This is a genomic window from Bradyrhizobium sp. LMTR 3, assembly GCF_001693485.1.
Classification (GTDB): domain Bacteria; phylum Pseudomonadota; class Alphaproteobacteria; order Rhizobiales; family Xanthobacteraceae; genus Bradyrhizobium.
Map to the genome: position 1 here is coordinate 261,135 of NZ_MAXC01000033.1, position 16,512 is coordinate 277,646.

Annotated in this window: 16 protein-coding genes; 11 read left to right on the plus strand and 5 right to left on the minus strand. The window is 63.8% G+C overall.

The window, feature by feature from the left end:
• Positions 1–99: 99 nt before the first annotated feature.
• From LMTR3_RS22040 to LMTR3_RS22050, 3 genes are all read right to left on the minus strand, one after another.
• Positions 100–1,380 carry an O-acetylhomoserine aminocarboxypropyltransferase gene (locus tag LMTR3_RS22040; protein ID WP_065747096.1) on the minus strand — a complete coding sequence of 427 codons (1,281 nt, stop codon included), beginning with the start codon at positions 1,378–1,380 and terminating at the stop codon, positions 100–102.
• A gap of 153 nt (positions 1,381–1,533) precedes the next feature.
• A complete protein-coding gene (locus LMTR3_RS22045; protein WP_065747097.1) occupies positions 1,534–2,118 on the minus strand; it encodes a CoA-binding protein in 585 nt (194 codons plus the stop codon).
• 103 nt (positions 2,119–2,221) lie between these two features.
• Positions 2,222–3,046, minus strand: a complete 825-nt coding sequence (locus LMTR3_RS22050) for an enoyl-CoA hydratase (protein ID WP_065747098.1) — start codon at positions 3,044–3,046, stop codon at positions 2,222–2,224.
• Positions 3,047–3,134: 88 nt separating this feature from the next.
• Between LMTR3_RS22050 and LMTR3_RS22055 the strand changes: the two genes are divergently transcribed.
• The 4 genes from LMTR3_RS22055 (at position 3,135) to LMTR3_RS22070 (ending at position 6,112) form a co-directional block, all read left to right on the plus strand.
• Positions 3,135–3,563: a PaaI family thioesterase gene (locus LMTR3_RS22055; RefSeq protein WP_065747099.1), complete on the plus strand. Its 429-nt coding sequence runs from the start codon at positions 3,135–3,137 to the stop codon at positions 3,561–3,563.
• A 154-nt stretch (positions 3,564–3,717) separates the two neighbouring features.
• Positions 3,718–4,182: a 50S ribosomal protein L13 gene (rplM, locus tag LMTR3_RS22060; protein ID WP_065747100.1), complete on the plus strand. Its 465-nt coding sequence runs from the start codon at positions 3,718–3,720 to the stop codon at positions 4,180–4,182.
• A gap of 1 nt (position 4,183) precedes the next feature.
• The gene (gene rpsI / locus LMTR3_RS22065) at positions 4,184–4,660 is read left to right on the plus strand and encodes a 30S ribosomal protein S9 (protein ID WP_065747101.1); all 477 of its coding nucleotides are present in this window, start codon (positions 4,184–4,186) and stop codon (positions 4,658–4,660) included.
• 237 nt (positions 4,661–4,897) lie between these two features.
• Positions 4,898–6,112, plus strand: a complete 1,215-nt coding sequence (locus tag LMTR3_RS22070; protein WP_065747102.1) for a GGDEF domain-containing protein — start codon at positions 4,898–4,900, stop codon at positions 6,110–6,112.
• 29 nt (positions 6,113–6,141) lie between these two features.
• On the opposite strand, the gene LMTR3_RS22075 is transcribed toward LMTR3_RS22070, so the two are convergent.
• On the minus strand, positions 6,142–6,963 hold the full coding sequence (locus tag LMTR3_RS22075; protein WP_065747103.1) for an IclR family transcriptional regulator: 822 nt from the start codon (positions 6,961–6,963) through the stop codon (positions 6,142–6,144).
• Between the two features lie 130 nt (positions 6,964–7,093).
• On the opposite strand from LMTR3_RS22075, the gene LMTR3_RS22080 reads away from it, so the two are divergent.
• From LMTR3_RS22080 to LMTR3_RS22110, 7 genes are all read left to right on the plus strand, one after another.
• Positions 7,094–8,017 carry a dihydrodipicolinate synthase family protein gene (locus tag LMTR3_RS22080; protein ID WP_065747104.1) on the plus strand — a complete coding sequence of 308 codons (924 nt, stop codon included), beginning with the start codon at positions 7,094–7,096 and terminating at the stop codon, positions 8,015–8,017.
• A gap of 25 nt (positions 8,018–8,042) precedes the next feature.
• Positions 8,043–9,506, plus strand: a complete 1,464-nt coding sequence (locus tag LMTR3_RS22085) for an FAD-binding oxidoreductase (RefSeq protein ID WP_065747105.1) — start codon at positions 8,043–8,045, stop codon at positions 9,504–9,506.
• Between the two features lie 2 nt (positions 9,507–9,508).
• On the plus strand, positions 9,509–10,621 hold the full coding sequence (locus LMTR3_RS22090; protein WP_065747106.1) for a four-carbon acid sugar kinase family protein: 1,113 nt from the start codon (positions 9,509–9,511) through the stop codon (positions 10,619–10,621).
• Entirely contained in the window at positions 10,618–11,655 is a 1,038-nt protein-coding gene (pdxA, locus tag LMTR3_RS22095; protein ID WP_065747107.1) for a 4-hydroxythreonine-4-phosphate dehydrogenase PdxA, read from the plus strand. Before LMTR3_RS22090 ends, pdxA begins: the two co-directional genes overlap by 4 nt.
• A 16-nt stretch (positions 11,656–11,671) precedes the next feature.
• Positions 11,672–12,802 carry an iron-containing alcohol dehydrogenase gene (locus LMTR3_RS22100; protein WP_065747108.1) on the plus strand — a complete coding sequence of 377 codons (1,131 nt, stop codon included), beginning with the start codon at positions 11,672–11,674 and terminating at the stop codon, positions 12,800–12,802.
• Between the two features lie 56 nt (positions 12,803–12,858).
• Positions 12,859–13,830 (plus strand): Bug family tripartite tricarboxylate transporter substrate binding protein, encoded by a 972-nt coding sequence (locus LMTR3_RS22105; protein ID WP_065747109.1) that lies wholly within the window; start codon positions 12,859–12,861, stop codon positions 13,828–13,830.
• A 139-nt stretch (positions 13,831–13,969) separates the two neighbouring features.
• Positions 13,970–14,206, plus strand: coding sequence for a hypothetical protein (locus tag LMTR3_RS22110; protein ID WP_065747110.1), 237 nt, complete (start codon positions 13,970–13,972; stop codon positions 14,204–14,206).
• Between the two features lie 10 nt (positions 14,207–14,216).
• Here the strand turns inward: LMTR3_RS22110 and LMTR3_RS22115 are convergent, their stop codons facing one another.
• Entirely contained in the window at positions 14,217–16,370 is a 2,154-nt protein-coding gene (locus LMTR3_RS22115) for a carboxypeptidase-like regulatory domain-containing protein (protein ID WP_065747111.1), read from the minus strand.
• Positions 16,371–16,512 lie beyond the last annotated feature (142 nt).

Genomic DNA, 16,512 nt, shown 5'->3' on the forward strand with positions numbered 1-16,512 from the left:
GGGATGGTGCGAAAGTACCAGACCCGGAATCTCGAGATTCTCAGGTGCGCAATCGCGCACCATAGTTCGATGCTACGCATCGCCCCGGAATGACTGCTGTTACACGCTCAGCGCCTGCTCCAGATCCGCGATCAAATCTTCCTTGTCCTCGATGCCGATCGACAGGCGCACCACATCGGGCCCCGCGCCGGATCTCACCTTGGCGTCGTCGTCGAGCTGGCTGTGCGTGGTCGAGGCCGGGTGAATCACCAGCGAGCGGGTGTCGCCGACATTGGCCAGATGCGAGAACAGCTTCAGGTTCGATACCAGGCTGACGCCGGCGTCGTAGCCGCCCCTGAGGCTGAAGGTGAATACGGCACCGGCGCCCTTCGGCGCGTATTTGCGCGCGAGCTTGTTGTACCTGTCGCTGGCGAGGCCCGCATAGTTCACCGAGGCTACCGCGGAATGGCCGGCCAGAAATTCGGCGACCGCCTTGGCATTCTCGCAATGCTTCTGCATGCGCAACGGCAGCGTCTCGATGCCGGTCAGTATCATGAAGGCGTTGAAAGGCGACAGCGCCGGGCCGAGATCGCGCAGGCCCAGCACGCGGCAGGCGATCGCGAAGGCGAAATTGCCAAACGTCTCCTGGATCCTGATGCCGTGATATTCCGGCCGCGGCTCGTTGAGCATCGGATATTTGTTGTCCTTCGACCAGTCGAAGGTGCCGGCATCGACGATGATGCCGCCGAGCGAATTGCCATGGCCGCCCAAGAATTTCGTCAGCGAGTGCACGACGATGTCGGCGCCGTGATCGATCGGGCGGATCAAATATGGCGTTGCCAGCGTGTTGTCGACGATCAGCGGCACGCCGGCCTTGCGGGCCACTTCCGCGATCGCTTCGATGTCGGTGATGCTGCCGGCGGGGTTGGCGATCGACTCGATGAAGATCGCCTTGGTGCGCGGCGTCACCGTGCGCTCGAAACTGCCGATATCGTCGGGGTCGGCCCACGCCACGTTCCAGCCAAAGCTCTTGAACGCATGCGTGAACTGGTTGATCGAGCCGCCATAGAGTTTTCGCGCGGCGATGAACTCGTCGCCCGGCATCAGCAATTGCTGCAGCACGACGACTTGCGCCGCGTGTCCCGAGGCAACCGCAAGGGCTGCGGTGCCGCCTTCCAGCGCCGCGATGCGCTCTTCCAGCACGGCGGTCGTGGGATTGCCGATGCGGGTATAGATGTTGCCGAACGCCTGCAGCCCGAACAGCGAGGCGGCATGGTCGGCATCGTTGAACACGAAGGACGTGGTTTGATAGATCGGCGTCACCCGCGCGCCGGTGGTGGGATCGGGCTGCGCGCCGGCATGCACGGCAAGGGTTGAAAATCCCGGGAGACGGTCGGTCATTCTTCTTCGTCCTGTTCTCTGGCTTGCTTGAAATGCGTGGGTGATGCTGATCGCAGCCGCGTCCGCCGTCAAGGCGAGGCGTTCACATGCAGCGGATTGGAAACGGGCCTGCTTCGTCAGGCCGCGTCTTCGAAATAATTGTTTCTCATTGCTTCACGTCGGCTCGCTTTTGTTCTTTGCGGCGCGATCCGATGCTGCCGTTGCCCCGCCGCCGACGCTCATCCGGTTCAGCGACAGCCGCATGCCCTGCGTCGGGATCGGCGCGCGCTTGGAGCTCAGCGTGCGCGAATTGACGCCCATCCATGAAATCTCCGACGACAGCCGACCATACTCGATCTTCGGGCAGCGGTTCATCACCACCTTGATGCCGGCGGCTTCGGCTTTTTCGGCGGCTGCATCGTCACGCGCGCCGAGCTGCATCCAGATCACTCTTGGCAACGGCGACAATGTCAGGGCCTCGTCGACGACAGGCATGATGTGGCTGGAGCTGCGAAAGATGTCGATCATGTCGACGGGACGGCCGATATCGGACAGCGAGGCGACGAAGGGCTTGCCGAGTAGCTGCTTTCCGACATGACCGGGGTTGACCGGAATCATGTCGTAGCCACGCTGCGCCAGGTATTTGAACGCGAAGTAGCTCGGCCGCACATTGACCGGCGAGGCCCCGACCATCGCGATCGATTTCACGGAGTTGAGGATGCTGCGGATGTAATTGTCGTCGTATGCGTCGTGGTTCATTTTCAATTCCTGTCATTCCGGGGCGATGCGTAGCATCGAACCCGGAATCCCGAGATTCCGGGTTCTCGCTTCGCGAGCCCCGGAATGACGACGCTTTGCGTCGTCACTTATCCTGCCACTTTGGCTCACGCTTCTCGATGAACGCGCCGATGCCTTCCTCGGCGTCGCGCGCCATCATGTTCTCGGTCATCACTTCCGCCGTGTATCGATAGGCCTCGGCGAGACTCATTTCGGCCTGGCGATAGAAAGCCTCCTTGCCGAGCTTGACGGTATAGGCGGATTTGAGCGCGACTTTCTGCGCCAGCGCGATCGCCGCATCGCGCTCGGTGCCGGCGGCCACGACGCGGTTGATGAGGCCGATATTCTTCGCCGTCGTCGCCGAAATCGGTTCACCCGTGAGCAGCATCTCCATCGCCTGCTTGCGCGGGATGTTGCGCGACAGTGCCACCATCGGCGTCGAGCAGAACAGCCCGATATCGACGCCAGGGGTCGCGAAGCCGGCAGCCTCGGAGGCGACCGCGAGATCGCAGCTCGCCACCAACTGGCAGCCGGCGGCGGTCGCGATGCCTTGCACGGCGGCGACGACGGGTTTCGGCAGGTGGACGACAGCCTGCATCATCGCGCTGCAGGCGTTCATGATCTGCCCGAAATAGGCGCGGCCACGATCGGGATCGCTGCGGCGCGCGGTCAGTTCCTTCATGTCGTGGCCCGCGGAGAACGCCGGGCCGTTAGCTGCGATGACAACGGCGCGGACGCTGTTGTCGTCGTGGATTTCCTTCAGCGCGCCGTGCAACTCGGCGATCAGGCCCTCCGACAGGCTATTGCGCGCCGCCGGCCGGTTGAGCGTGAGCACCCGGATGCTGCCGACATTTTCCTGCAGCAGGATCGGGGGTTGCGGCGTGGGTGCGCGAGCAGTTTGGGCGGGCATCTCTGAGGTTTCCACTCCAAGATTTTTCATTTTGGCTTTGCTGACAACGTAATGTAACAGGCAGCCTTAATCGAGGGGCAGGGGTCGCATGGCGGCAGCGAAAATGAGCGTGGCTGAGCTGGAGAAGTTCCTCCGCGAGGAGTTTCCGCAAGCCTTCAGCGATGGCGATATCACCATCGAGAGTGCCGACGGCGAGACCTGCCTGCTGCGGCGGCGCTATGACGAGCGCATGCTGCGTCCAGGCGGCACCGTGTCGGGGCCGACCCTGATGGCGATGGCCGATTTTGCGATGTATGTGGTGCTGCTCTCGGCGATCGGTCCGGTGGGGCTCGCGGTAACGACCAATCTCAACATCAATTTCCTGCGCAAGGGCCAGCCGGGACAGGACGTATTGGCCGCGGCCCGCCTGCTAAAACTCGGCAAGCGGCTGGCGGTTGGCGAGGTCAACCTGCTGTCAGGCTCGTCGCCCGATCCGATCGCCCATGTGACGGCGACCTATTCCATTCCAAACAAATAGGCTTTTGAAAGGTAGTATTACACCATATTTACAAGCTGCTGTTTTCGTTGATGTAATTTGTAAACATTGGCGTTGACTGGCAGCGCGCTGTTCTCTAGAAACCCGCCAGTTCGGCGCATCTGGCGCCGATTTCCATTTTCACGGATTTCCTCACATGAAAACCTATTCGGCAAAGCCCGCCGAGGTGACGAAGAAGTGGGTCTTGATCGACGCCAAAGGTCTGGTGGTCGGCCGTCTCGCCACCCTCGTCTCGATGCGCCTGCGCGGCAAACATCTGCCCACCTATACCCCGCATGTCGATTGCGGCGACAACGTCATCATCATCAACGCGGCGCATGTGGTGCTGACCGGTCGCAAGCGCGACAACAAGGTCTATTACAAGCACACCGGCTTCATCGGCGGCATCAAGGAGCGCACCGCGAAACAGGTCCTCGAGGGACGCTTCCCCGAGCGCGTGGTCGAGAAGGCCATCGAGCGCATGATCCCGCGCGGTCCGCTCGGACGCGTGCAGATGGGCAATCTGCGCGTCTACCCCGGCGCCGAACATCCGCATGAAGCCCAGCAGCCCGAGAAAGTTGATATCGCTTCGATGAACCGCAAGAACATGAGGGCCGCATAAGATGTCGGATACCATGCAGTCGCTCGACCAGTTGGCGTCGTTGAAGACGGCCGCTCCGGAAGCGCCGAAATACGTCAAGAAGGTCGACAAATACGGCCGCGCCTATGCCACCGGCAAGCGCAAGGACGCGGTCGCCCGCGTCTGGATCAAGCCGGGCGCCGGCAAGATCATGGTCAACACCCGCGAAGTCGAGGTTTACTTCGCCCGTCCGGTGCTGCGCATGCTGATCCAGCAGCCGCTGGTCGCGGCCGCGCGTGCCGGCCAGTACGACGTCATCTGCACGGTCGCCGGCGGTGGTCTGTCGGGCCAGGCGGGTGCCGTGCGTCACGGCATCTCGAAGGCGCTGACCAACTTCGAGCCCGATCTGCGCGGCGTGCTGAAGAAGGGCGGCTTCCTGACCCGCGACTCCCGCACCGTGGAGCGCAAGAAGTACGGCCGGGCGAAAGCGCGCAAGTCGTTCCAGTTCTCGAAGCGCTAGTTGCTTCGCTAAAATTTGCAGCGGATTGCTGCATTCATCGGACGAAAAAAGGGCGCCGATCGGCGCCCTTTTTGCTTACTATTTAGTGATGGGTTACCACGGATTTTCGTGAAAACTTGCTTACCTGCACAAACGAAATTGGAACACGGCCCTCCTAGTGTCCCCTGATGCGATGGCGCGAAATTGCATTTTCAGTGTGCGCCGAACAAGTAGCATCACACGCGTTCGGGTGAGCCCATGTCGTTCGATACTTCCACGCTGTATTTATTTGCCACGATGGTCGCAGGCATGCTCGGGGCGATGCTGGTGCTGTTCGGCAAGCAGGAAAACATTCCAGCCTTGAAGTGGTGGGGGACGGCCTATCTGCTTGGCGCATCGTCGGTGGCAATCTGGACCATCGGCGGCGCCACACTCGGCGAGCCGCTGTTGCTGGCGCTGCATGCGCTTGGTTTCGTGGCCTGCGGCATGGTCTGGAACGCCGCGCGCGTATTCCACGGCCGCAAGCCCAACCTGCCGGGGCTTTCCCTAGGCGCGATCGCCTGGGTCGGCACGGTGCTGGCTCTGCCATCCTTGAATCCCGCCATGCGGCTGGTCGTCGGTGCGGCGATCGTCGCGATCTACGCGGGGCTGACGGCTTCCGAATTGTGGAGCGAACGGCGCCGGACGATGAACAAGCGCTGGCCCGCGATCGCCGTGCCCGTAATGCATGGTTGCGTGCTGGCGCTGCCGATCCTGCTCGGCAGCCTGCTGCGCCCGCATGACGAGTCATTTGCCAGCAGCATCTGGGTGACGGCATTCTCGATCGAACTGATCTTGTATGCGATCGGCACCGTGTTCGTGATCTTCATGCTGGTATCGGATCGCGCCGTGACGGTGCACAAGACCGCGGCCTCGGTCGATCCGTTGAGCGGAATGCTGAACCGCCGCGGCTTTTCGGAAGCCTGCAACGGCGTGATCGAACGCGAGGCCGCCGCGGGGCGGCCGGTGACGGTGATGATTTTCGACATCGACCATTTCAAGAGCATCAACGACCGCTTCGGCCATCCCGCGGGCGACGAGATCCTCAAATTGTTCTCCACTGTCGTGGTCAGCAATTTGCGCATCAGCGATCTGTCGGGGCGCATCGGCGGCGAGGAGTTCGCGGCATTGTTGGCGTGTCCGCTGGAAGAGGGCGTGATCGTGGCCGAGCGCGTGCGCGAGGCGTTCGAGGCGTCCAACATCGTCTGCGAGGAAGGCCCGGTCGACACCACCGTCAGCATCGGCGTTGCCGGCGGTCCGGCGGGCACCGAGCTCGAAGTGCTGCTGGCGGCGGCCGATACCGCGCTCTATCAGGCCAAGCGCGGCGGCCGTAACCGGGTCGAGGCGGCGGAAGAGCTGCCGCTGTCGCTGGAGAAATGGCGGCGCAAGACCGCGGGACGCGCGGCTTCGCAACGCCCGGCGACAGCGACCTAGCACGGAATGGTGCGCGAGCGGCTGAAGCGCTAGTTCGAGAGCCCGGATTTGATCGCGAGGTCTTGCACGACGGTGGCGACACGCATCAATTGGGGAAGCGCCTGGTCGCGGAACGCAGCCATGTCCATGCGCGTCGCATCCACCGTGACGCTTAGCCCGGCGGTCACCGAGCCCTGCGCATCGAAGACCGGCGCCGCCAGCGTGCGGAGACCGTAAGCGTTTTCGCCGTCGGAGATCGCGTGGCCCTGCTGCTTGACGAGATCAAGCCGGTCGAGCAAGGCATCGAGATCCGTCAGGGTTTTCTCGGATAATTTGATGCGTGGCCGCAATTCCAGCCGGCGGATCTGCTCGTCCCGCGGCAGATGTGCCAGCAGGATATGGCCGAGGGCGGCGCTGTAAGCCGGAATGCGCGTGCCGGGCCGCCGGTCCATCTTGTGCCGGTCGAGGCCGGTGCCGACGCGAGCGAGATAAATCACGTCGCCTCCGTCGAGGGCGCCGAGCGAGGCCGCGTCGCTCACCGACGGCACGAGGCCGCGCAGCAACGGCTCGGCCAATGCGCGCAGCGTCCCGCCTGACAGCACCGTGTAGCCGAGATCGAGGCATGCAACGCCGAGCCTGAACCGGCGGCTCTGCGGAACGGGTTGGAGATAGCCGAGTTCAACCAGGGTCTGGATCAGGCGGAACGCCGTGCCGCGATCGAGATTGGCGCGCGCGGCAATCTCGCTCAGCGTCAGCTCGAAGGCGTCGCTGGAAAAACCTTGCAGGACCGCGAAGGCCTTGCCGACGGAGGCGACGTAGTTCTTTGGATTCTGCGGCGCGGTGGTCGGCACGCGCTTTGAGTTCTTCGCCATCTCGTCAATGCCCGCTTGAACATTGGCCCGGCAGCCCTTGACGGCCGCGCCGGTCCGGTTCTAGGAGAGTGCAGACTATATAACAAATGTTCGCAATCCGAACAATGGCATTCGGGCGATCGGAGGAACTTTGTCGACATCATCCCTGCACCCTCGTGGCGTGTTCAGTGCGGCGCTGACCCCGCTTGACGCCGAGCTCGCTCCCGATCACGCGCGTTTTGTCGCGCATTGCCGCTATATCCTGAGCGAGGGCTGTGACGGCATCGCGATGCTCGGCACCACCGGCGAAGCCAACTCCTTCTCGGTCGGCGAACGCACGGCGCTGCTCGAGGCGGTCGTGCAGGACGGCATCGCGCCGAACCGGCTGCTGCCCGGAACCGGCGTCGCAGCGCTCAGCGATACCATTGCGCTGACGCGTCACGCGCTTTCGCTCAGCGTCGATACCGTGGTGATGCTGCCGCCGTTCTATTACAAGGGCGTCACCGATGACGGCGTCTATGCGTCCTACAGCGAAGTCGTGCAGCGGCTTGGCGATGCGCGGCTCAAGATCGTGCTCTATCATATTCCCCAGATGTCGATGCAGCCGATCTCGCATGCGCTGATCGAGCGGCTGCGCGCGGCCTATCCGGCGACCTTCGTCGGCATCAAGGATTCCTCCGGCGACTTCGCCAATATGACTGCGATGGTGGAGCGCTTTCCGGGCTTTGCGGTGCTGGCCGGCGCGGATCCGCTGCTCCTGCCGCTGTTGCGCAAGGGAGGCGCGGGATGCATCACCGCTACCTCCAACCTCGTCGCGCGCGATCTTGCCTATGTCTATCGGCACTTCCGCGACAGCGACGATGACGCCGGGCTCGCGGCGGCGCAGGCGCGCATCGTGAAGGCACGCGAGCTTGTCTCACGTTTTGCGCAGATGGCATCGCTGAAGGCTCTGGTTGCGCAGCGAACCGGCCATGCCGGATGGCAACGCCTCCGGCCGCCGCTGGAGTTGCTGCCGGCTCCGCAGTTGAAAGAGCTGCTTGCTAACGCCGGCGCGTTTGCCGCCGCCAGCGTTTAGCGCCAGTGGGCGACGAGACGAGCTGATGACCGGATCCTTCCAAAATGTGCTTGCTGGATTGGCGGCACTCGTTGGCGACAATTATGTCATCGGTTCCACCGGCGATCAGGAGCCCTATGTAGTGGACTGGCGCGGACGCTACCGCGGCCGGGCTGTTGCGGTCGTCAAACCCGGCTCGACGGCTGAGGTTGCGGCGGTTGTCCGCTATTGTGCAGACCAGCGGCTCTCGATTGTCCCGCAAGGCGGCAACACCGGCATGTGCGGCGCCGCCACACCGGATGACAGCGCATTCAACGTCGTGATCCGGCTCGACCGCATGCGGCGCGTGCGCGACGTCAGTTTGCTCGCCAATACGATTACGGTGGAGGCCGGCTGTATCCTCGCCGAAGTGCAGGCTGCGGCCGCGGCTGTGGACCGTCATTTTCCGTTGAGCCTCGGGGCCGAGGGCTCGTGCCAGATCGGCGGCAATATCGCGACCAATGCGGGCGGGACGGCTGTGCTTCGCTACGGACCGATGCGCGATCTCGTGCTTGGGTTGGAAGTGGTGCTGCCGGACGGACGCATCTTCAACGGCCTGCGCGCGCTGCGCAAGGACAACACGGGCTATGCGCTCAAGCAGCTCTTCATTGGTGCGGAAGGAACGCTTGGCATCGTGACCGCTGCGGTGCTGAAGCTGTTCGCGCCACCGCGCAGCTCCGCCCTGGCACTGCTCAAATTGCACAGTGTCGACCAGGCCCTGCAGATCATGCAGCGTCTGCGTGGCGCCGTCGGTGACCGGCTCGGCAGCCTCGAAATCATGTCACGCAGCCAGATCGAGGCGATTGCGGCGACCGTGCCGCATGTCACCATCCCTTTCGAAGTCACCACGCCGTGGTATCTGATCGTCGAACTGACCGACGCGCTGGCTGGGATCGACCTCAACGAGCCGCTGGCGGCGGTGCTCTCGGAGGCGATGGAGGCGGGACTGGCCGAAGATGCCGTTCTGGCCTCGAGCCTTGCCCAGGCGAAGGCGATCTGGGCCGTGCGGCACAGCGTGTCGGAGGGCAACAAGCGCAGCGGATACGTCGTGTCGCACGACAGCGTGGTTCCGCTGGAGCGGCAGGCCGCATTCGTCGCCAATGTCGAGACCAGGATCAAGGCGGCCGTTCCCGATGCGCAAGTTGTGATGCATGGCCATATCGGCGACGGCAATATTCATGTGATCGCCCTGATCGACCGCGATCGCTGCCAGGACCCCGCCGCGACCGCGGCGCTGGTGACGGAGATCAACGAGATCGTCGACGACGAGACCGCGGCGCAGGGCGGCGCGATCAGCGCCGAACACGGCATCGGCATCACCAATCGCGGCCGGCTCGCGCGTGTGGCCGACCCGCTCGATATCGACCTGATGCGCGGCATCAAGCAGCTGTTCGACCCAAATGGCCTGATGAATCCCGGCAAGATCTTCGCGGCCGAGCGCCGCACGGCCGGTAACGCGGGAGCAGCATGACGATGACGAGCATCCGCCTTCTTGCCGACGATCTCACCGGTGCGCTCGATACCGCCGCCGAGTTCGTCGGACTATGCGGACCGTTCGACGTGACCTGGCCGGAAGCGCTTTCGACGGACAACTCTCCAAGCCTGGCGATCGACAGCGGTACCCGCGAACTCGCACGGGCCGAGAGCGTCGAGATCGTAGGACGGCTGGCGCCGCTGCTGTGTGAAGGCACGATCGCCTACAAGAAGGTCGACAGCCTGTTGCGCGGCGCGTGGGCTTCCGAGCTTGGCGCCTGCCTGCGTACCGGCCGTTGGGCTTCCTGCGTCGTTGCGCCGGCCTTCGCCTACCAGGGGCGGCGCACCCGCGATGGTCAGCAGTTCGCCCGCACGCCGGATGGCGACTGGTATCCGGTCGGCGCCAATCTTCTGACGCAGCTCAAGGCGGAGAACATCGACGCCCGGCAAGGCCGGCCCGACACGCTGTCGCATGGTGGCGTCCAGGTCTTCGATGCCGAGAGCGACCGCGATCTCGATCGTGTTGTCGAGATGGGCCGTCAGCTTGCTGCGCCGGTCTTGTGGTGCGGCAGCGGCGGATTGGCCGGTGCCTTGGCACGCGGCCGCCGCGCTGGTGCGCCGCGCCATCTGAAAAAGCCGGTGCTGGGATTGTTCGGCTCCGATCAGGTCGTGACGGCGTCCCAGCTTGAGGCGTGTGGAGAGGCTACCATCACGCTTGCAGAGGGCGAGGCCGCAGGTGCGGCGCGGGTGCACCGCAAGCTTGCCGGTGACGGCGTGGCGCTGGTGAAGTTTTCACTGCCCGAGAGATTGTCGCGCGCAGAGGCGGCACAGCGGATCGCGCGTGAAATGACCGCATTGATTGCGGCACTTGATCCTCCCGGCACGCTGATTGTCGCCGGTGGCGAGACCTTGAAGGCGGCCTGCGTCGCGCTCGGTGCGCAGGCGTTACAGGTCGCCGGGCGCATCGTGCCGGGCCTGCCGCGCTCCATCCTTCAGGGCGGCCGCTGGGCCGGCGTCGACGTAATCTCCAAATCCGGAGCGTTTGGTACAAGGGAGCTGTGGCACGATCTGCTCCATGACAATGAACTGCTCAGCACAGGGAAACCGACATGACCTCTCGCCATCTCGCGATCACCATGGGCGATCCGGCCGGGATCGGGCCGGAGATCATCGTCAAGGCCTGCATCGGCTTGCAGGACAGGATCGCCAAGGGCGATCTGCGCCTTCTGATCATCGGCAGCGGTGCCGCATTGGGGGCCGCGAAGGCGGCGCTTGGCGCAAGCATCGCGATTCCGGAAGTGAGCGCCGAAGACCGCGATTGGCCCAATCTCTGCTTTTTGCAGGCCGACGCCGAAGGCGCGCCGATCAAACCGGGGGCGCTGAGCGCCGATGGCGGACGGTTTGCTTTCAAGGCGGTGGAGCACGGCGTGCGGCTGACGCAGGCCGGCCGGACCGCGGCCATCGTCACGGCGCCCTTGAACAAGGAAGCGCTCAACAAGGCAGGCTACCACTATCCCGGCCACACCGAGATGCTGGCGCATCTCACCGGCGTGCGCGGCTCGGTGATGTTGCTCGCCCATGGTAACATGCGCGTCAGCCATGTCTCGACGCACGTGGCGCTCGAGGACGTGCCGAAGCGCTTGACGGCGGAGCGGCTCCGTCAGGTGATCGACCTCACCGACGATGCGCTGCGCCGGCTCGGCATCGCGCGCCCGAAGATCGCCATCGCAGCACTCAATCCGCATGCCGGGGAGGGCGGGTTGTTCGGCCGGCAGGATATCGACGTCTCGGCGCCGACCATCGCCAAGGCGGTCGCCGACGGTCTCGACGTCATTGGGCCGGTGCCGGGCGACACCATCTTCGTCAAGCTGCGCGCCGGCCAGTTCGACGCGGCGGTCGCGATGTATCATGACCAGGGGCACATTCCGGTGAAGCTGTTGGGCTTCCAGGTCGATCCAGCGACCGGCCGCTGGCAGGAGCTTTCCGGCGTCAACATCACGTTGGGCCTTCCGATTATCCGCACCTCCGTCGACCACGGCACCGCCTTCGATATCGCAGGCAAGGGTATCGCCAACGAGCACAGCCTGATCGAGGCCATCGACTACGCCGAGCGCCTGGCCGGCGGCACCTCCATGGCTCCAAAGTGACGAGAGCAGACATCCAATGACCAATTCCTTCACGCCGATCGAAATTCTGCGTCCCAACGTCGTCGAGTTCGGATGCGGAACGATTGCCGCCGCTCAGCGCTTTGCGGAGCGGATCGGCGCGCGGCGGCCGCTGGTGATTTCGGATCCGTTCAACGCGAAGCGCGTCGATCAACTCGGGCTGCCTGGAGCAGTCAAGGTATTCGGTGACGTCAAGCCAGAGCCTGATATGCCCAACCTCGACAAGGCGGTGGCGATGGCGCGGGAGGCCGCGCCCGATCTCATCGTCGGTTTCGGCGGCGGCAGTGCGATGGACCTCGCCAAGCTGGTTGCCGTGCTCTGCACGGGTGAGGCGGCTTTTGCCGACGTCGTGGGCGCCGAAAAGGTTGCAGGCCGCAGCGTGGCGCTGATGCAGATTCCGACCACCTCCGGGACCGGCAGCGAAGCCGGCACCCGTGCACTCGTCACCGATCCGGCCAGCCGCAACAAGCTCGCGGTGCAGAGCCGCTTCATGCTGGCGGATATCGCCATCGTCGATCCCGACCTTACAATGACCGTGCCGAAGGATGTCACGGCGGCAACCGGCATCGACGCGCTGGCGCATTGCGTCGAGGCCTATACCAGCCGCAAGGCGCATCCGGCCATCGACCTCTACGCGATTGAAGGCGCGCGGCTGGTCGGCCGCTATCTGCGGCGTGCGGTATCCGACGGCAGCGATCGCGAAGCGCGCGCCGGCCTCGCGCTGGCCTCGCTTTATGGCGGTTATTGCCTCGGCCCGGTCAATACGACGGCTGGCCACGCCGTCGCCTATCCGCTCGGCACGCGCCACCATGTCGCGCATGGCCTCGCCTGCGCAGTGATCTTCCCGCATACGCTGGCGTCCAACATGCCGGCGACCTCGACGAAGACGATCACGGTGCTCCACGCGCTCGGCCTGCCGGAACGCAACGTTCCGGCGGCGGCATTCGACGCCACTTATCGTTTCTGCGCCGATCTCGGCATCGAGATGCGGTTGTCCGCGCTCGGTGTTCCCAAGGACGATCTCGGCGTCATGGCGGGCGAAGCCCATGCCATTCGCCGCCTGCTCGACAACAACCCGCGCGATTTGAGCCGAGACGAAATCTTGAAGATGTACGAGGCGGCGTTCTAGCGACCCGGCAGTAGCGCGCGGCGGACAATTAATAACAGGAAGCAGAGGAAACTTAGATGAAATCAATATGGCTTGTTGTTGCGTCGGCGATGTTGTTGGCGGCGGCGCCCTCGAAGGCGGAAGATGCGTATCCTTCGAGGCAGGTGAGCGTGATCGTTCCCTTCGCTGCCGGCGGCACCGCCGATATCTTCGCACGCATGGTGGCCAATCATCTTCAGGCGAAACTGGGCAAGCCGTTCGTGGTCGAAAACGTCGGCGGCGCCGGCAGTATCGTCGGCGTGACGCGGCTGGCGCGGTCGGCGCCGGACGGGCTGACCCTCGGCCTCGCCAGCACATCCGCGCTGGCGATCAATCCATCGCTGTATGGGCCGAAGCTCAGTTATCAGCCCGACAAGGATCTGCAGCCGATCGTCCAGATCAGCGTCGTTCCCAATGTGCTGGTCGTCAATCCCGACAAGATCAAGGCGCGGACCTTGCCGGATCTGATCGCCTATCTGAAGGCCAATCCGGACAAGGTCTCGTTCGGTTCGGCGGGTGTTGGCACCTCGCAGCACCTGGCGGGCGAATTGTTCCAGCAGATGACCGGCACCAAGATGGTGCATGTGCCCTACAAGGGCTCCAGCACGATGCTGACCGACCTCATCAGCGGCCAGATCGACCTTGCCTTCGACAATGTGCCGCTGCTTCTGCCGCAAGCCAAGGACGGCAAGCTGACGCTGATCGCCGCCGCAACGCCCAAGCGCGCCTCGTTCGATCCGAATCTTCCCACTGTGGCCGAGTATCTGCCGGGCTTCGAGGCGGTCGCCTGGCACGGCTTCTTCGTCCCGGCGGCGACGCCGAAGCCGATCGTGGAGAAGTTGTCGGCGGAAATCCGGACCTTCATGCAGCAGCCGGAGACGGTGCAGAAGATGGCCGAACTCGGTGCCGATGCCGTCGCGGTGGAGCCCGGGCCGTTTGCTGCCTACATCGCATCGGAGACGGCGCGGTGGAAGAAGGTCATCGTATCAGCCAACGTCAAGATGGAGTAGGGCGCTAATCGCGCTTTCTGAAACGTCACGCGTATACAACGCGATACGCCCGGAGACTAATTCAGTACTTTTGAATTGGTCTCCGGATGGACACAATGTGGTAATCTTCCGTTTACCATTCCATTCATATCATCTGCGCATGGACTCATCCCGCAGACGAAACCCACAGGCTGCCCTGATGTCGCTCGAAGCGGCCGCAGCCTCCGCCCGCGGCGGGTTTGGTTGCATGTTCTCGACCTCGGAAGAATTCGAGATGGCGCTCATCACCGAGCGCCGTGCGCAGGGGCGTTACGTTCAGCGCAGAATGCGCTGGCCTGCCATCCTGTTCATCGGCTGTGCGCTGATGGTCGCCGGCGCGGCGCTGCTGTTCGGCTAGCAGCTCATCCTCACTTCGCCAATGGGTCGGGGCGTACCTGAATATGCACCGCCCGCGGCTTTGAGCCCTTGCCACCCTCCATCAACCAGGGTGTGCGGTCGCCGCTCGAACTCCAGAGACCACGGCCTTTCCAGCCTGCGTTTGGATCGTCAATGCGTCCGTCGAGGCCCTTGGCAAAAAAACCGAGCGGATAGGGGATGCGCAGCATCACCATCTGCCCGTCCTTGAAGGCGACGAAGCCATCGTTGAGGTTGGCGGTGGAGATCGGGATGTTCTCGCCGAGCCCGGCCGTGTTGTGGTGATCGACCCAGGTGTAATAGCTCGCCTCGGCGCTGGAGTTCTCGAACCCTTCGAAGCCGGGGCCCGGATATTTGAAGTAGGCGAAGCCTTCCGGGCAGTGGTTGCCGGTCGCTCCCGGCCCATTCAGCGGCGCCTTGCACTTGCTGCGATCGAAGCGGATCAGGCTGCCGTTCGAGCCCGAGCCCCAGAGCACGCCGTTCTTGTCGATGTCGCCGCCGCGAATGCCGATGCCTTCCTTCGGAATCGCGTAAAATTCCGAGAGCTTGGTCTTGGGGTCGAACCGCATGAAGCCGGGTGGACCGACGAACACGTTGACGGTGTACCAGACCGAGCCGTCGGTCGGATGCGGCATCACCGCGTAGGGGCCGGAGCCCGCGATCCGCATATCCTTGCCGGCCTCCGCCGGCTTGCCCGGGTCGGTATATTCGTCGACCTTGCCGTTGCCGTTGGTGTCGAGCACGAATGGTGCCCAGCCCTGCGCTTTGACGGCATCGCCGGTCTCGTCCCACAGCCTGGTGTTCACCCAACCGGCGACCGGGCCGGTCCCCGAAAGCCACAGCGTATCGTCGGCGTCGTAGCCGAATTGCGGATGGTGGGTGCCGAAGCAGGTATCGACGAAGCTGTACTTCTGGGTCTTGGGATCGAATACCGACACCTGCCGGCCCGAGCGTTCGAGCGGAAACGCCTTGGCCGACGGGTGATCAGACCCCTTCTTGCAATACGCCGGATTTTCGATGCCGCGTACGGCCGCCGCCAGCCACAGGCGGCCCTTCTTGTCCAACATGCTGTTGTGATTGTTGGTCCGCTGGCTCCAGATCTTCTCGTCGCCCCAATAGGCCGAAGGGCTGACCGGATTGAGGAGGGCCGTGCCATGCAGCGGAGGGCCGAACGATTCCGGAGCGTTGGGATCGGCGACCGGCATCTTTGAGAACGTCACCTTGTGCGTTTTGGGATCGAGGATCGGCATGTCGTCGGAGGAATATTCGTTCGCGCCGAACAGCGGGCCGTAGGCGTTGACAGTCGGATAACGCCGGTCCGAGGAAATCAGGTCGTGGACGAAGTGTTTTTCGGTCGCCCATTCCCACGACGAGATCACGACGTTGCGCTCGATGCCGGACGGCCGCGGCGGTTTTTCTTTCGGTAGTTCGCCCTTGGCGACCCGGTCGGTCCAGTCGCCGAAATATTTGAACGGTACGCCGCCCATTTGCCCGGCGAGCCGGTTCACCATCCATTCGCCAGTTTGCCCTGCGGCAACGCGGCGCATCCAGGCTTCCTCGCCCGATTTGAATTCGCCGAACGCGGCCGGGACCGTGCGGGTGGATTCCTGGCCGAGTTGATGGCAGCCGATGCAGTCGACATTGTTCATCCGCTGGCGCCAGAGGTCCTGAGTGATCTCCTTCGGGATTTCGGTGGAGCCGCCGAAATCTTTTGCCGGCGGGATCTTCATCAGCGTGTACCAGTAGATCGCCGAGTAATAATGAGCGGCGGCTGCCTCGTTCGGCGCCGGGACCGTAGTGAGATTGACCTGCTGGCCGGGCTTGGCGCGCAGCCTGGGTGAATCCACCAGGCCATAGCCGCGAACCCAGATCGCGTAGTTGACGTTCGGCGGCAGGTCCGGGATCACGTAACGGCCCTGGTCGTCGGTGACGACGATCTTGGCGAATTTGGTCGGCAGTTCGGTGGTCTCCCCGATGACCCAGACGCCGGCCTCCGGCCCGTTCGGTCCGCGCACCACGCCGCCGATATCGTCATTGTCGATGGCGACTGCCGCTGGCTGCTGCGCATGCGATGGCGCCGCCATCAAGCTCAGTCCACTTGCCGCCGCGACCAGGGTGAAGGAGAACAGGATCCGACCGAGATTCATTGTTTCTCTCCCCGCGACCATGAGCTTGTTGTCGCTCGTTGTTGGCGCAAGCCTACACCAGACCAGGGTTGCGGCGGGAGCATGTCCCGCGCGCGGTTTCCTCACGCTTGCGGCATCAACGACTACCGTGCATCGCAACAAC

Bases quoted from the DNA above. Each gene is read 5' to 3' on its own strand.
- LMTR3_RS22040 (WP_065747096.1), bottom strand. From the start codon at position 1,380: ATGACCGACCGTCTCCCGGGATTTTCAACCCTTGCCGTGCATGCCGGC.
- LMTR3_RS22045 (WP_065747097.1), bottom strand. From the start codon at position 2,118: ATGAACCACGACGCATACGACGACAATTACATCCGCAGCATCCTCAAC.
- LMTR3_RS22050 (WP_065747098.1), bottom strand. From the start codon at position 3,046: ATGCCCGCCCAAACTGCTCGCGCACCCACGCCGCAACCCCCGATCCTG.
- LMTR3_RS22055 (WP_065747099.1), top strand. From the start codon at position 3,135: ATGGCGGCAGCGAAAATGAGCGTGGCTGAGCTGGAGAAGTTCCTCCGC.
- rplM (WP_065747100.1), top strand. From the start codon at position 3,718: ATGAAAACCTATTCGGCAAAGCCCGCCGAGGTGACGAAGAAGTGGGTC.
- rpsI (WP_065747101.1), top strand. From the start codon at position 4,184: ATGTCGGATACCATGCAGTCGCTCGACCAGTTGGCGTCGTTGAAGACG.
- LMTR3_RS22070 (WP_065747102.1), top strand. From the start codon at position 4,898: ATGTCGTTCGATACTTCCACGCTGTATTTATTTGCCACGATGGTCGCA.
- LMTR3_RS22075 (WP_065747103.1), bottom strand. From the start codon at position 6,963: ATGGCGAAGAACTCAAAGCGCGTGCCGACCACCGCGCCGCAGAATCCA.
- LMTR3_RS22085 (WP_065747105.1), top strand. From the start codon at position 8,043: ATGACCGGATCCTTCCAAAATGTGCTTGCTGGATTGGCGGCACTCGTT.
- LMTR3_RS22090 (WP_065747106.1), top strand. From the start codon at position 9,509: ATGACGAGCATCCGCCTTCTTGCCGACGATCTCACCGGTGCGCTCGAT.
- pdxA (WP_065747107.1), top strand. From the start codon at position 10,618: ATGACCTCTCGCCATCTCGCGATCACCATGGGCGATCCGGCCGGGATC.
- LMTR3_RS22100 (WP_065747108.1), top strand. From the start codon at position 11,672: ATGACCAATTCCTTCACGCCGATCGAAATTCTGCGTCCCAACGTCGTC.
- LMTR3_RS22105 (WP_065747109.1), top strand. From the start codon at position 12,859: ATGAAATCAATATGGCTTGTTGTTGCGTCGGCGATGTTGTTGGCGGCG.
- LMTR3_RS22110 (WP_065747110.1), top strand. From the start codon at position 13,970: ATGGACTCATCCCGCAGACGAAACCCACAGGCTGCCCTGATGTCGCTC.
- LMTR3_RS22115 (WP_065747111.1), bottom strand. From the start codon at position 16,370: ATGAATCTCGGTCGGATCCTGTTCTCCTTCACCCTGGTCGCGGCGGCA.